17 protein-coding genes and 1 tRNA gene are annotated in these 13997 nt (G+C 68.4%); 11 read left to right on the plus strand and 7 right to left on the minus strand.

Going from position 1 to position 13997, the window contains the following annotated elements:
* Positions 1 to 47 precede the first annotated feature (47 nt).
* The 4 genes from FR742_RS41710 (at position 48) to FR742_RS41725 (ending at position 1830) form a co-directional block, all read left to right on the plus strand.
* A complete protein-coding gene (locus FR742_RS41710) occupies positions 48 to 530 on the plus strand; it encodes a CarD family transcriptional regulator (protein ID WP_043624891.1) in 483 nt (160 codons plus the stop codon).
* Between the two features lie 17 nt (positions 531 to 547).
* Positions 548 to 1027: a 2-C-methyl-D-erythritol 2,4-cyclodiphosphate synthase gene (gene ispF / locus FR742_RS41715; protein ID WP_148036688.1), complete on the plus strand. Its 480-nt coding sequence runs from the start codon at positions 548 to 550 to the stop codon at positions 1025 to 1027.
* 139 nt (positions 1028 to 1166) lie between these two features.
* Positions 1167 to 1454, plus strand: coding sequence for a GlsB/YeaQ/YmgE family stress response membrane protein (locus tag FR742_RS41720; protein ID WP_148036689.1), 288 nt, complete (start codon positions 1167 to 1169; stop codon positions 1452 to 1454).
* Between the two features lie 97 nt (positions 1455 to 1551).
* A complete protein-coding gene (locus FR742_RS41725) occupies positions 1552 to 1830 on the plus strand; it encodes a GlsB/YeaQ/YmgE family stress response membrane protein (protein ID WP_148036690.1) in 279 nt (92 codons plus the stop codon).
* A gap of 112 nt (positions 1831 to 1942) precedes the next feature.
* Here the strand turns inward: FR742_RS41725 and FR742_RS41730 are convergent, their stop codons facing one another.
* Entirely contained in the window at positions 1943 to 3058 is a 1116-nt protein-coding gene (locus tag FR742_RS41730; protein ID WP_148036691.1) for a DUF2637 domain-containing protein, read from the minus strand.
* A 115-nt stretch (positions 3059 to 3173) separates the two neighbouring features.
* On the opposite strand from FR742_RS41730, the gene cysS reads away from it, so the two are divergent.
* Positions 3174 to 4565: a cysteine--tRNA ligase gene (gene cysS / locus FR742_RS41735; protein ID WP_148036692.1), complete on the plus strand. Its 1392-nt coding sequence runs from the start codon at positions 3174 to 3176 to the stop codon at positions 4563 to 4565.
* Here the strand turns inward: cysS and FR742_RS41740 are convergent.
* Entirely contained in the window at positions 4562 to 4984 is a 423-nt protein-coding gene (locus FR742_RS41740; protein WP_148036693.1) for a DUF6157 family protein, read from the minus strand. The genes cysS and FR742_RS41740 overlap by 4 nt on opposite strands.
* A 54-nt stretch (positions 4985 to 5038) precedes the next feature.
* On the opposite strand from FR742_RS41740, the gene rlmB reads away from it, so the two are divergent.
* Positions 5039 to 5998 (plus strand): 23S rRNA (guanosine(2251)-2'-O)-methyltransferase RlmB, encoded by a 960-nt coding sequence (gene rlmB / locus FR742_RS41745; RefSeq protein ID WP_148036694.1) that lies wholly within the window; start codon positions 5039 to 5041, stop codon positions 5996 to 5998.
* Positions 5999 to 6019: 21 nt separating this feature from the next.
* Positions 6020 to 6092: transfer RNA gene (locus tag FR742_RS41750), tRNA-Thr, on the plus strand.
* A 61-nt stretch (positions 6093 to 6153) separates the two neighbouring features.
* On the opposite strand, the gene FR742_RS41755 is transcribed toward FR742_RS41750, so the two are convergent.
* Genes FR742_RS41755 through FR742_RS41765 form a run of 3 tightly spaced genes read right to left on the minus strand, consistent with a single transcriptional unit; the run spans position 6154 to position 9160 of the window.
* The gene (locus FR742_RS41755) at positions 6154 to 7368 is read right to left on the minus strand and encodes a tyrosine-type recombinase/integrase (RefSeq protein WP_148036695.1); all 1215 of its coding nucleotides are present in this window, start codon (positions 7366 to 7368) and stop codon (positions 6154 to 6156) included.
* On the minus strand, positions 7365 to 7556 hold the full coding sequence (locus FR742_RS41760; protein WP_222709289.1) for an excisionase family DNA-binding protein: 192 nt from the start codon (positions 7554 to 7556) through the stop codon (positions 7365 to 7367). Before FR742_RS41760 ends, FR742_RS41755 begins: the two co-directional genes overlap by 4 nt.
* Entirely contained in the window at positions 7553 to 9160 is a 1608-nt protein-coding gene (locus tag FR742_RS41765; RefSeq protein ID WP_315970666.1) for a replication initiator, read from the minus strand. The genes FR742_RS41760 and FR742_RS41765 overlap by 4 nt, the downstream gene beginning before the upstream one ends.
* 99 nt (positions 9161 to 9259) lie before the next feature.
* Between FR742_RS41765 and FR742_RS41770 the strand changes: the two genes are divergently transcribed.
* From FR742_RS41770 to FR742_RS41780, 3 genes are all read left to right on the plus strand, one after another.
* Positions 9260 to 9955: a hypothetical protein gene (locus FR742_RS41770; RefSeq protein ID WP_148036696.1), complete on the plus strand. Its 696-nt coding sequence runs from the start codon at positions 9260 to 9262 to the stop codon at positions 9953 to 9955.
* A gap of 199 nt (positions 9956 to 10154) precedes the next feature.
* Positions 10155 to 10466, plus strand: coding sequence for a hypothetical protein (locus FR742_RS41775; protein WP_148036697.1), 312 nt, complete (start codon positions 10155 to 10157; stop codon positions 10464 to 10466).
* Between the two features lie 277 nt (positions 10467 to 10743).
* Positions 10744 to 10941: a DUF2283 domain-containing protein gene (locus tag FR742_RS41780; RefSeq protein WP_222709290.1), complete on the plus strand. Its 198-nt coding sequence runs from the start codon at positions 10744 to 10746 to the stop codon at positions 10939 to 10941.
* 46 nt (positions 10942 to 10987) lie between these two features.
* Here FR742_RS41780 and FR742_RS41785 read toward each other — a convergent pair whose 3' ends face one another.
* Positions 10988 to 11509: a site-specific integrase gene (locus FR742_RS41785; RefSeq protein WP_148036698.1), complete on the minus strand. Its 522-nt coding sequence runs from the start codon at positions 11507 to 11509 to the stop codon at positions 10988 to 10990.
* Between the two features lie 80 nt (positions 11510 to 11589).
* Positions 11590 to 12585 carry a YafY family protein gene (locus FR742_RS44960; protein WP_187281608.1) on the minus strand — a complete coding sequence of 332 codons (996 nt, stop codon included), beginning with the start codon at positions 12583 to 12585 and terminating at the stop codon, positions 11590 to 11592.
* 154 nt (positions 12586 to 12739) lie between these two features.
* Here FR742_RS44960 and FR742_RS41800 point away from each other — a divergent pair, with 154 nt between their 5' ends.
* A complete protein-coding gene (locus FR742_RS41800) occupies positions 12740 to 13837 on the plus strand; it encodes an epoxide hydrolase (RefSeq protein ID WP_315970670.1) in 1098 nt (365 codons plus the stop codon).
* Positions 13838 to 13997: the final 160 nt, after the last annotated feature.

Consider the following 13997-nt stretch of genomic DNA (forward strand, 5'->3'; position numbering starts at 1 on the left):
TGTGGATGCGTGGTACTCTGGAGTACAGCGGAAGGGGTACTTGTCACATGACTTTCCAGGTCGGCGACACTGTCGTCTACCCCCACCATGGGGCTGCTCGGATCGAAGCAATCACGAAGCGATCCATCAAGGGTGAGGAAAAGACCTACCTGGTGCTCAAGGTCGACAAGGGCGACCTTACCGTCCAGGTGCCAGCTGAAAACGCAGAACTCGTCGGGGTGCGCGATGTTGTCGGCCAGGAGGGCCTGGAGCGCGTTTTCGACGTGCTGCGCATGCCGCACACCGAGGAGCCGACGAACTGGTCGCGGCGCTACAAGGCCAACTTGGAGAAGCTCGCGTCCGGTGATGTGAACAAGGTCGCCGAGGTCGTCCGCGACCTGTGGCGCCGAGACCGCGAGCGCGGCCTGTCCGCGGGCGAGAAGCGCATGCTCGCCAAGGCTCGCCAGATCCTCGTCAGCGAGCTCGCGCTCGCCGAGAAGACCAACGAGGACAAGGCGGAGGCCCTGCTCGACGAGGTCCTGAACTCCTGAGCGCGATCGTTCCACGGGTGGGCGTCGGAGTCGACGTCCACCCGTTCGCATCGGGCCGGGAGCTGCATCTCGCCGGCCTGCACTGGCCGGGCGAGACCGGCCTGACCGGCCACTCGGACGGCGACGCCGCCGCGCACGCGGCCTGCGACGCCTTGCTGTCCGCCGCGGGCCTGGGCGATCTGGGCGGCCTGTTCGGCACTGCCGACCCGCGCTGGGCGGGCGCGTCCGGCGCCGCATTGCTGGAGGAGACCGCGCGCAAGGTGCGTGCGGCCGGCTTCGAGATCGGCAACGTGGCCGTCCAGGTGATCGGTAACCGCCCGAAACTGGCTCCCCGGCGCCTGGAGGCGGAGAAGGCGCTCAGCGCCGCTCTGGGGGCTCCTGTGAGCCTCAGCGCCACCACCACCGACGGGCTCGGGCTGACCGGGCGCGGCGAAGGGATCGCCGCGGTCGCGACCGCGCTCGTCGTCAACCTCACGCCGGGATCAGCCGTCCTTTAACCGGTGGGCAACCTGCCGCCCGCCTGTTCCATGGCCGACGGCGGTCCGCTCTGGCGCGGTGCGGATCGCCGTCTACCAGGGGTAACTTGCTGAAATGCCGGGTATGTCCCTCTGAAGACGCTTTCGGGGGGAGCTATACATGATCGGCGCGATCGTTTCCGCGGTAATCATCGGCGCCATCGTCGGCGCGCTGGCCCGGCTGATCCTGCCGGGAAAGCAGAACATGTCCATCGGCCTGACACTGATCGTCGGCATCGTGGCGGCTCTGCTCGGCACGCTGATCGCTCAGCTGTTCGGCTGGGCCGACACCAAGGGCATCGACTGGCTCGAACACATCCTCCAACTCGTGCTGGCGGTGATCGGAGTGTCGATCGTGGCCGGATCGGCCAGGGGGAAGGGTGGCGGAAGAGGGCGAACCACCACCTGAGCTGCAAATTTGTAAATCTCCGGCATAAAGGCTGGAGATCGGGTATCCCACTCCCCGTGCAGGATGAACCGCTCATCCTCACGGGGAGGTTTGTGTCATGACAATCCAGTCCATCCTGGGCGCCATCGTGATCGGCGCCGTCATCGGCGCGATCGGGCGTCTGCTGCTTCCGGGCCGGCAGGCCATCGGGTGGATCCTCACCATCGTCGTCGGCATCGTCGCCGCCCTCGTCGGCACGATGATCGCTCAGGTCATCGGCGTGGAGACGACCCCCGGCATCGATTGGATAGAGCTGGTGCTGCAGGTCGTCCTGGCGGTCGTGGGCGTCGGCATAGTCGCCGGCCTACGCCGCGGACCTCGCAAAACAAGCATCTAGCCGGGGCCTGTGACCCCGGGAACCGTGCCTGATCCCGAGAGCACGGAGCAACACGCGCAAAGCCCGCCCGGCACTGATGCCGGGCGGGCTTCGCGCATGTCAGGGGGCGTTCTCAGTCCTCCGGCGGTAGGGGCGTGCTGCGCAGCCGCCCCGACGGCGCCTCTCCGGGGGACGGCCGGTCGTTCTCCTCGACGACGGGGTGAGGGGCGGTGTCCTCCAGGGCGTCCGCGGCCCGGCCGTCCTGCCCGCGCTCACCGGCGTCGGCGGCCTCCCGGCCGTGCCCAGGGTCCGGCTCGTCGTCCCGCACCACGGGCACGGGCTGCGTGTCGGCGCCCTTCTCGGCGCCCGTGGCCGCGCGGGGATGCACCAGGACGTCTCTCGGCTTGACCCGGTCACCCCACCGCACGGGCCGCTCAGGCTCGGGCTCCGGCTCCGGCGCTTCCTCAGGGGCCGGTTCCGATAAGGACGCGGATCGTTCAGGAGCCGAATCCGGTACGGGCGAGGCCGCGGACGGTTCGGGGGCCGAATCCGGTGCGGGCGAGGGGGCCGTCTCCTCTTCGGGACGGTGGGCCGGCCAGCGGGTGACCTGCTCCGAGACCGGCGGGGTCTCCGGGGCGGGAGTGGGGCCGACGACCGGCGTCGTCTCCAGCGCGGCCGGGGCGGCGGCGGCCAGGGGCGGCGGCTCCTCGGACGGCCGCGGCCCGGCGGCCGGGCGCGGCAGCTCGACCGTCCTGTCCGCCTCGACGCCGCGATGGAACGGCACGATGTCGTGCTCCCCCGTACCGTCGTGGTCGCGCGCGGATCCCCGGCCGTCCTGCACGTGCTTGATCAGCAGCATCCAGAGCCACAGCCCCAGGGCGAGCATCACCCACGGCGCGACGGCCACGCCGACGGCCGTCGGAGAGGCCGGGAACGCGTGGCCGAGCGCCGTGGCCACGTTCACCGCGGCGGCCGCCAGGATGAGCAGGACCAGCACCACCGCGGCCTGGGCGCGCACCAGGGCGCGGGCGGAGCGCAGCAGCAGCACGCAGATCAGCGTGACCGCGAGCAGCGCGTCGAACCCCGCCGGGTAGAGGTAGGCGAGGTCGGGACGGGCGCTGCCGTGCACGGCCAGCGCCCGCAGATCGTCGAACGAGAGCACGCACGCGGCGCCCGTCAGCGCGGCGACGGCGAGTCCGGCCAGGGCGATGCCCAGGCGGCGGAGCGTAGAGGGGGGAGTCACGTCCATGGCGGTTCGAGCCTACAGAACAATGCACTCCCGGGCCGATCAACGCGACCGTCATCGCACATGGTGGCGCGGTAATCGCATCCACGACGGTGGCTGAGGCGTTAGCCTTGCTTTTGTGAGCCTGCGCCTTTACGACACCGCCACTCGCGACATTCGCGCATTCGTCCCGCTCGAAGCCGGCCGGGCGTCGATCTACCTGTGTGGCGCCACCGTGCAGGCCCCTCCGCACATCGGCCACATCCGCTCGGGCGTCAACTTCGACGTGCTGCGGCGCTGGCTCATGCGCTCCGGCTACGACGTGCTGTTCTGCCGCAACGTCACCGACATCGACGACAAGATCATCAGGGTGTCCGCCGAGGAGCGGGTGCCGTGGTTCGTCGTCGCCGAGCGCAACCAGCGCGCCTTCACCTGGGCCTACGACACGCTCGGCTGCCTGCCGCCGACCGTCGAGCCGCGCGCCACCGGCCACGTGCCGGAGATGATCGAGCTCATGCGGCGGCTCATCGACCGCGGCCACGCCTACGCCTCCGGCGGCGACGTCTACTTCGACGTGCGCTCCTGGGAGGACGAGTACGGCAAGCTCTCCAACCAGAAGCTGGACAACATGCGCGCGGCCGGCGACACCGACGACGAGTCGTGCAAGCGCGACCCGCGCGACTTCGCCCTGTGGAAGGGCGAGAAGCCCGGCGAGCCGACCTGGCCGACCCCGTGGGGCCCCGGCCGTCCCGGCTGGCACCTCGAGTGCTCGGCGATGGCCACCAAATACCTGGGCCCGACGTTCGACATCCACGGCGGCGGCCTCGACCTGATCTTCCCCCACCACGAGAACGAGATCGCCCAGTCCCAGGCGGCGGGCGACGGCTTCGCCCGCTACTGGATGCACAACGGCCTGGTCAAGATCGGCGCCGAGAAGATGGCCAAGTCGCGGGGCAACTCGCTGCTGGTCCCCGACATGGTGCAGAAGGTCCGCCCGGTCGAGCTGCGCTACTACCTCGCCGCGCCCCACTACCGCTCCTCCATCGACTACTCCGAGGAGGCGCTGCGGGAGGCCGCGACCGCCTACCAGCGGATCGAGGGGTTCGTGACCCGCGCCGCCGAGGTCATCCACGACGTCGACGCCGACGCGCCGCTCCCGCAGGCGTTCGCCGACGCGCTCGACGACGACCTCGGCACGCCCCAGGCGCTCGCGGTCGTGCACGAGGTGGTCCGCGAGGGCAACGTCGCGCTGTCCAAGGGCGACAAGGAGGCGGTGGCCCGGCTGCTCGCCGAGACCCAGAACATGCTCGACGTGCTGGGCCTCGACCCGCGCTCGCCGCAATGGCGCACGGCGGGCTCCGACCTCAAGCCGGTGGTCGACGCGCTGGTCGTGGTCGCTCTGGAGCAGCGCAAGGCGGCCAGGGCCCGTAAGGACTACGCGGCCGCCGACGCGATCAGAGACCAGCTCGCCGAGGCGGGCGTCACCGTCGAGGACACCCCGCACGGCGCCCGCTGGGAGCTGCGCGGCTAACGGCGGCGGGTGCGCATCGCCTTCACCACGCGGACACCCGCCACCTCGCCGGCGACGATGCGCTGATACTCGTCCGACTCCATCGGACACAACGTGATGCGGCCCGTCCCGTCGAAGAGCAGGCCCCAGCCGTGCTTCTTCGGCAGGGGCGAGGCCCGCAGGCAGGCCTGCGACCTGCTGAAGAACCGGTCGCGCAGCTCGGCCCGCACGTCCTGCGGCGGCTCCGGGTCGTCCTGGCGCCGCAGCCAGCTCTCGAACAACACGTCCTCCTGGGTGAGGGCGCCCGGATCGGCCGCGAGCAACTCGTACTGAACGCTCGCGACCGTCGGCTTGCCACCCCTCGGCAGCGGAACCTCGGCCCGGATGACCTGGGTGTCCTCGGCGACCGCGATGAGCGTGTCGTAGTAATTCAGATCCACGTCCGCCAACCTAGGCGGGCCAAGGGACTTGGCGGCGCAAGTACCCTTGATTCCATGGCAGCAGGGGGTAAGCCGGGCAGGCCCGCGAAGAAGAAGAGCCCGACCAAGGGCACCGGCGGTCAGCGTCGCCGCGGCCTCGAAGGCAGGGGCGCGACCCCGCCCGCCGAGATGCGCCACTGGTACAAGGACAAGGCCAGGGCCGAGCGCGTCGCCCGCGAGGAGCAGGGAGGCGGCACCCGCCGCGCCCCCGCGCGCACCAGGCGCTCCGACGACGCCCCCGAATACATCGGCGGCCGCAACCCCGTCCTGGAGGCCCTCCAGGCCGGCGTCCCGGCCAGCGTCCTCTACGTCGCCCACCGCGTCGACAACGACGACCGCGTACGAGACAGCGTCAAAATCGCCGCCGACCGCGGGATCGCCCTCATGGAGGTCACCCGCGACAAGCTCGACAGGCTGACCGAGGGTGCCGTCCACCAGGGCGTGGCCCTCCAGATCCCGGCCTACGACTACGCCCACCCGGCGGAGCTGGTCGAGCTGGCCCGCGACGCGGCCGAGACCCCGCTCATCGTCGCCCTCGACGGCGTCACCGACCCCCGCAACCTGGGCGCCATCGCCCGCTCCGCCACCGCCTTCGGCGCCCACGGCCTGCTCGTCCCGTCCCGCCGCTCAGCCGGCGTGACGGGCGGCGCCTGGAAGACCTCCGCCGGCACCCTGGCCACCCTGCGCGTCGCCCGCGCCGCCAACCTCACCGCCGCCCTCCGCGAATACCGCGACGAAGGGCTCTTCGTCATCGGTCTCGACGGCGCGGGCGACGCGGAGATCGGCGACGTCGACCTCCTGGCGGAGCCCCTGGTCGTGGTGGTCGGCTCCGAGGGGAAAGGGCTGTCGCGGCTGGTCCGCGAGCAGTGCGACGTGGTCGCCCGCATCCCGATGCGCGCGGCGGCGGAGTCGCTCAACGCGGGGGTGGCGGCAGGGGTGACCTTGTACGAAGTGGCTCGTCATCGACGGCGGTGACCGTCTACACTGATAGGCCGTGCCGACGTAGCTCAATCGGCAGAGCATCTGTCTTGTAAACAGAAGGTTTGGGGTTCGATTCCCCACGTCGGCTCTTCAACCACAAGGCCCCTGAACAGGCGTAATGCTGTCAGGGGCCTTGTGTTTTCGGATCTTCAACCGGTGCTTTCGGCGTCTGTGGGAGCCACCTTGGGAGCCACCGGGGCCTGTTTCCCCAGGAGGGCGCTGGAGATGGCTTCCGTTGCTGCGCGCCGATCACCTTCCAGCAGGTGTCCGTCGACGTCCTTGGTGATCGCGATGCTGGCGTGGCCGAGGACTTCGGATACGACGTGCAGCGGTGTGCCTTGCGCGAGCATGAGCGACGCGCCCGAGTGGCGAAGCTCGTGCGGGTGCCAGTGCCCGAGGCCCGCTTTCTTGGCCAGCCGGGAGAACAGGTGCGAGAAGGTGTCCGGGTCGGACGGGTTGCCGAAAGCGGTGGGGAACATCAGGCCGTGTTCCGTCCAGTCCTCACCCGCCTTGAGGCGTTCCTTGTTGTGGGTGGCCTTGTGACGCTTGATCGCTTCGACCAGTTCGGGGGTCAGGCAGAGGACGCGCCGTGAGCGCCTGGTCTTGAGTTCGCTGATCACGATGCGGGTCCTTGTGATGGCGTTCGGGTCTCGGTTCTTGAGCCGTTTCACGGAGTGGGTGATGCGGAGGGTCCGGGCGTCCGGGTCGAAGGCGTTCCACATGAGTCCGAGCGCTTCGCCCCGGCGCAGGCCGAAGACGAGGGCCAGGAGAACGAGGACGCCCATGCGATGATCGGCCACAGTGTCGAGGAGCTTCTTGCCTTCCTCCACAGTGAGCGTCCGGCCTTCCTCGACGGGTACGCGCGGTGGCATCGACAGCGCCGCGACGTTCCGCATGACCAAGCCCTCCCGTTCTGCCTGCCCGAGCGCTTTCCGGAGTACGGCCCGCATGTTGCGGACGCTGTTCGCCTTGTAGCCGGCCTCGCGCTTGGCCTGCCACAGGGCATCGACCTGGGCCACCGTGAGCTTGGTCAGCTTGTGACGGCCGAGCCCCGGCTTGAGGTGCAGTCGCACGGTGTCCTCGTAGTCGTCTAGGGTCCCATCGGAGATGTGGCCGGGCAGGTGCAGCAGCCAGCGGTCAAGAAACGCGCCGACCGTCAGCCGGTCATCCGGTACCGGTGCGCCCTTGGCAAGGGTCTCCTTGAGCTTGCGGACCTTCTCAACCACTTCGGCGCGTGTCTTGCCGGAGACCTTCTTACGGGTGCGCTTCCCGTCAGGGCCGTAGCCGAGGGAAACGGCACCTCGCCAACGGTCGCCGTCCTTGTAGATCGAATCCTCGTTCTGGCCACGCTTCTTGGTGCTCATGCTGGTTCCTGTTCAAGCTGGGTGACGAACTCGGTGAGCGCGGTTGCCGGAACTCGGCGGAGGGCGCCGATGCGAACGGAGCGAAGCGCGCCGGAGCGAATCAGTTCGTAGACCTTGGTGCGGCCGATGCCGAGGTAGTCAGCGGCCTCTTCGGGGCGGAGTAGAAGGGGGGCGATGTTCGCACTCATGCCGCTCTCCCTTCTGTTGCCGAAAGATCTTGGCCGTCTGCTCTGGCTTGGAGTTCGGCCATGTGAGTGCGCCAGCGTTGGCGTTCTCGTACGGATCGCAGCAGTCGCACCGACAGCGGAGGCACGTTGGCGTCTCCGGCCGGGACGGGTCGCCAGACGTAGCGGTGTGGGTCGATGGGTTCGCCGGTCTGGCCGAGGGCTTCCAGGACCCAGGTGCGGCGGTCTTGCTTGTGTTCGGCGAGGGTCTTGTTGCTCCACTTGCGGGAGACCAGGACGCGGCGGCCTGCGTAGCCGAGGTGTTCGGGCTTGTGCGCCTTGCTCCGACAGCGGCCCGGCGTCATCCCGGCTTTGGCTCCCTTGGGCTGGATGCCGTAGCGCAGCCAGTTGGCGCAGGTGGGCGAGCAGGGCTCGTAGCGCAGGGCGTCGACGAAGCGGGCCGCGTGCTCGCGTTGGGCCTGGTGGCCGTCGAGGGGTTGGCCCAGGCTTTTGGTCAGGTACTTGGACAGGTAGCGGATGCACTGGTCGGCGTCCGGCGTGCCGGAGAGCACGCCCTTGACGTCCACTTGGTCGCCGAAGCGGATCACGTGCAGCGGCTCGGCGTCGTCGTCGGTGTCGAGCTGGTCGAGGGCTTCATCCCAGGTGGGCAGGAGTTCGCCGGTGTCGGGGTCGAGGTAGCCGGCCCCGTCCTGCCAGACGGGTAGATGCTCGCCGTCGAAGACGACCTGATCGACGGGAGGCCACCACACTTGGTGGTAGGTGGCCGCCGCGATCTGCTTGATCTCCGCACGCGGCAGGGTCCCGCGGATGGCCATGTGCAGGTGCGGGGCGAGCCGCTTCTGAGGTTCGACCGTGGCGAAGTACTGCACGTCATAGCCCGCGACGCGGCGTAGGTTCTGCACGAAGCGGTCGATCAGCTTGGAGAAGTGCAGCGCGTCTCGGGCGGCACGCTGGTAGTCGTACGTCTCGGGATCGACGGGCACGCCGTCGCGGATTTTGCCGTAGGAGGGCAGGGTGAGCGTGACGAACAGCGACGGCCGGTAGGTCTTGCCGTCCGGGGTCTGGAAGGTCCGGCCGAGGGTGGTGTTGGTCATCGTGCGCTTGGGCAGGTCGGGTGCGTCTTGTCGTCGCTTGGTCGAACGGGTGCGCTTCGGGGCGGTGCGGCCGAGGACGTTGCCGCGCATCCCGGCGTTGTTGATCTCTTCGTCCAGGCCCTCGATGAGTGCGTCCAGCTCGGCGGTGTCGGCACCGGACTTGTCGGCGTCGTCGCGCTGGGCCTGGATGTCGGCGCGGAACTCGACCAGCCAGCGCTGTTCGTCGTTCGGCTCGTCCGGTGTGATGGTGGGTTCTTCGTCAAGCGGCGGCGCGGCGCGCCGCCGTACCCCCCGGCCCTCCGCCCGCCCGCCGTCCGCGCGTGCGGCCTGGGGGCCGGTCCCGGACGGCGGCGGGACACCGGGCCGGGCACCGCACGCCAGCCCCGCCGTCCCAACCGAACGCCCCGACCGGGATTGCCACGCCGCCGCACAGATGCAGCCCGACGATCGCCACTGCCTGGCTGGACGTCGTACGGGCTGGGGGCGATCGACGATCCAGGGTTCGTTCCTCACCCTGGCTCACCGAGGAACGCGGTTGAGCGCCGTTACATCGAGAAGCAGGAGCTTCCGGCGAAGGTAGTCCGAACCGCCTGCAGCTCAGATAATGGGATCATGGAATCCGCTGAGGAGTGGGATCGGTGCTTGGGGTGGACGTTCGAGTTGATCTCGGAGGATCCTGTTCGGCGTGAGCGGGCGCGCGGGCAGCTGGAGGTTACTCAAGATCGCCGTAGTGCGGCTTTGTATGCCTTCAATGAGGTCTGGCGAGATGAGGGATTGTCGGCCGCTGATCAGGCAGGAGGCCGATACATCGCAGAGCGACGAAGAACACTGCCGGATGCTTTGTGGGAGTTCACTCCCGCTGAGTCCTACGCCGATTGGGCCGGGCTGAAGTATGTCCTGCTCTATCTGGAGTGGGAGGCCCAATACCCGGACGAGTGGATAGCCTCCGGAAAAAGCTGGGGGACGAAACGCGGTCAGTTACATGATCTGGCCAGGGCCGTGCCATATCTGGCGAGTGAGGTGATCGATCAGCTGGTTGACTTGATCTGCCTTGCCCTACGGCGTGAGCACCGTTGTGAAGATGTGGGATATGCCGTACTGGCCAGGGCGGTTGGCGGATTGCGGTTACGTCGTCTCCTGCTTGAGATCGCCGATGATCCTGATGAGGGTTTCCGCTTACGGGCCCGGTACCTCCTGTGGTTGTTAGATCACCCTGAGGCGCCCAAGCCCAAAGTGAGCCAATGGAAGGCATGGTTGAGAAGTCGGGAAGCCGATCCGGTGTTCGAAAGAGCCGAACCTGTCGCCTGAGCACGACGAGGAAGGAGGGGCTCCCGCTCCCTGTCCCCTCACGTGCCCGTTGCGTGCCCGTCAGGAAGGTGACTAAGGAGGACTCGCGGGGAATCACGGTCACTCGACCGGCATCTGTCCAGGTCAGCGTTTCCCCTGCTCAGAGCACATAATCTTGAGAGAGTTCCCAAGCTGGCAGTCCCCTCTTACCCTCGTCCTCATGACATCACCGCGTGAGCTACCTGCCGACGTCGCCCACGTGCAGGACATGCGAGACTTCGCCGCCTACCTGGAAATCATGGCGGACGACTTCGACGCCGATCGTGCCGACTGGGAACGGCAGCGCCGCGAGGGCAAGCAGTTCGTCGATGGGCGTTGGAGCAGTATGTACGTCGGCGATTTTCTCAGAACGTGGGCGGCCTGGCTTGCGGACGGCTGTCTTCGCGAAGGAGCTCCGGTCAAGGACGACGTCGACCCGCTGACATGGCAGTCGCTTGCTCTTCAGATCCACGTCGCCCACCTGTACGAGTAGGTCTCTGTGGGAGCCACCTTGGGAGCCACTCAAACGGACGATCATGAACTGAGGTGAACAGGCCTGAACAGCCGGAGGGCGGGCGACCAGCGTGGCGAACGTGTCCGAACGCCCATGGAGATCGTTTGGGGACCTTGTAAACAGAAGGTTTGGGGTTCGATTCCCCACGTCGGCTCTTCACGGCGAAGCCCCTGAACTGGTGTTTCCGGTTCAGGGGCTTCGTGTTTGTCACGACAATCTCGCGATCTTGCTAACACCCTTGCTAACAGGAGACTCCGTGACCCTGGAAGAGTATCCCGGCACGTGGACCTACGATCCCGAGGCGAAGGCCGCATACATCTACCTGCGGGGTCCGATCGTGCCCGGTGACGTGGCGCGGACGGTCACGGTGGACAGCCCCATGGTGAACTTCGACCTGGACGAGAGCGGCCGGGTGATTGGTATCGAGGTCCTGGCCGCGTGGCCAGGAGAATAGGAGAGGGCCCTACCGAGCTGGGAGGGCCCTCTCGTCTGGCGTGGATTCAGGCGGTGTTTTTGATGGCGTCGGCGAATACATCGGCGGCTGTGGCCGCTTGCTCGTTGACGACATGCGCGTAGACGCGGAGCGTGATTGCCGGGTCGGCATGGCCCAGCCGAGCTGCGACGACGTGGACGGGGACTCCCGCCAGAAGCAGCGTCGTCGCGTGGATGTGGCGAAGGTCGTGCAGGCGAGCGCGCGGGAGCTGAGTGTTCGGATTCTGCTTGTTGTGGGCGTTGATCAGCTTGGGCATCAGAGAACTGGGCGTGTCTGGGAACAGTGGGTCTCCCCAGCCGGTCGTGAACACGTAGGCGCTTCCTCCCTTCCACGCTTCGCCGAGCTTGAGACGTTCTTCGTCCTGACGAGCCCGATGTGCCTTGAGGACCTTGACCGTGCCGGCGTCGATGGAGACGACGCGGGAACGGCCGCTCTTCGTGGTGCCCTCGACGCGCTGGCGGTCGAGGACGGCGGCAGTGCCGGTGATGTGAATCTGCGGTTTGTCGAGGTCCACGTCTGTCCAGCGGATTGATGGAGACTCTGGTGTGCTCTGGGTTCGATGGAGTCCATGTCAGGTCGATCCAGTTCCCCGCACCCCGCCCAGCGTCGCTATCCACCGGAGCTGAAGGAACGGGCAGACGTCCGCCTGCTGGCTTCGATCGCGCGCTGGTAGCGCTCCGTCAGGGCGTGCAGCGCGTGAACCAGTTCCGGGGCGTCAACGACCGTGAAATCCGCGTCCAGCAGGCCCAGATAGAGGGCGAGCATCTGTGGATGGTCCGAGCCTGGCTCGAAGGCGCACCGGTCTTCGCCAAGGGACTCCACCTCCACGGGGATCGGCAGCCGACCTCGCACGTACGACGCGGGCGCGTGCACGATCACCCGCGCCCGGTACCGCCAGGTCGCCTCGCCGGTTCCGCGGGCCACCCGCGCCGCGATCTCCGGGTCGGGCGGTAGCTCACGGGGCGTGAAGCGCGGCCCGGCCGGCGTCCGCGGCTCGATCCGGTCGACCCGGAAGGTACGCCAGGCGTCCCGGTCCAGGTCCCAGGCCACCAGGTACCAGCGCCGCCGGTCGTTCACCAGACGGTACGGCTCGACCGAGCGCCGACTCGCCGCGCCGGCATGCGCCCGATAGTCGAACCTGAGCCGCTCATGGTCCCGGCACGCGCTCGCGATCAGGGTCAGCACGTTCGGATCCACCCGCGGGCCAGGCGACGGCATCGGCAGCGCGTACGACTGGAAGGCGCTGACCTGGTGGCGCAGCCGCGCGGGAAGCACCTGCTGCAGCTTGGCCAGCGCACGCACCGAGGTCTCCTCGATGCCCGCGATCGAGCCGTTCGCGGCGGTACGCAATCCGACGGCGACCGCTACCGCCTCCTCGCCGTCCAGCAGCAGCGGCGGCAGGGCGCCACCCGTGCCGAGCCGGTACCCGCCGGCCACACCCGGCCGCGCGTCGACCGGATAGCCCAGCCCGCGCAACCGGCCGATGTCATTACGGATGGTGCGGGTGGTGACGCCGAGGCGGGCGGCGAGCTCGGTACCGGTCCAGTCGCGTTGAGCCTGCAGCAGGGACAGCAGGCGCAGCAGTCGCGCCGAGGTTTCCGACATTCTTCGATCCTGACGACTGTCTAGGAACGGTTCTTTCCCCTATTGTCCTTACTCTTCTCCACGTGAGCGCAAGAGCGCCCGGACACCCCCCAGGCCGTACCGGCCTCTGTCGACTAGGAGAAGCGCCATCAGCGACGGCATTCTGCCCTTCCGCATCGAGATCCCCCAGGCCGACGTCGAGCACCTGCACGACCGCCTGGTCGACACCCGCTGGCCCGGCGAGTCGCCGGGCGTGGAGTGGGCCCGCGGCGTACCGGCGGTCTACCTGAGGGAACTCGCCGACTACTGGCGCACGCAGTACGACTGGCGCGCCCAGGAAGCGCGGCTCAACCAGTACCCGCAGTTCACCACCGAGATCGACGGCCAGCGCATCCACTTCCTGCACGTCAGGTCCGACCAGCCCGACGCGAAACCGCTGCTGATCACCCACGGCTACCCCAGTTCCGTCGCCGAGTTCCTGCACCTGATCGAGCCGCTGGTCAACCCGGTGGAGGGTCAGGCCTTCCACGTCGTCGCCCCGTCCCTGCCCGGGTACGCCTTCTCCACCCCGCTGGGCGGGACGGGCTGGGCGATGGGCCGCACCGCACGCGCCTGGGCCGAGCTGATGCGCCGGCTCGGCTACGAGCGGTACGGCCTGCACGGCGGCGACATCGGCGCGGGCGTGTCCGGCATGGTCGCCGGCCTCGACGGCGAGCACGTCATCGGCGTACACGTGGTGACCGATCCGCTGACTGCCGCGAGCACCGCCACCTTCCTGCCCGGAATGGCGGACCGGCTGAATGAGAACGACCCGCTCGACAAGCTGATCCTGGACCGGATGGAGGCCTTCACCAGGGAGGGTTCCGGCTACCTGGCGATCCAGAACAGCCGGCCGCAGACCATCGGCTACGGGCTGGTCGACTCGCCGCTGCTGCAGCTCGCCTGGATCGCCGAGAAGTTCCACGAGTGGACCGACCTGCCGATCGACCGCGACCAGTTGCTCACCACGGTCAGCCTGTACTGGTTCACCGGCTGCGGTGTCACTGCCGCGCACACCCTGTACGAGCAGGCGCACTCCTCGGAGTGGGGCGCGCCGCCGGCCGTACCGCAGGGGTTCGCGGTCTTCGGAGCGGACGACACCGTACGAAAGCTGGTCCCGGCGCCGGCCGACGCGCACTGGACCGAGTTCCGGCGCGGCAGGCACTTCCCGGCGATGGAGGCCCCGGCCGAGCTGGCCGCGGACCTGCAAGCCTTCTTCGCACCACTGAAGTGACCGATTGGCGGGCGGCCTCGGCTGCCGCGGACCGACTTCGTCGGTCCTTGCCAATCGAGCCGGAGGGTTGAGGTCTGCTGTACAGCAACCAGTACAGCGACGCCGACGACCTCGGTCGCACGGCGACCGTCTAGATCTGCTGGTCAGGTCCATGTGAGGG

Origin of the sequence: Nonomuraea sp. C10, assembly GCF_008017515.1 — a bacterium.
In the GTDB taxonomy this organism is placed as follows: Bacteria; Actinomycetota; Actinomycetes; order Streptosporangiales; family Streptosporangiaceae; genus Nonomuraea; species Nonomuraea ferruginea.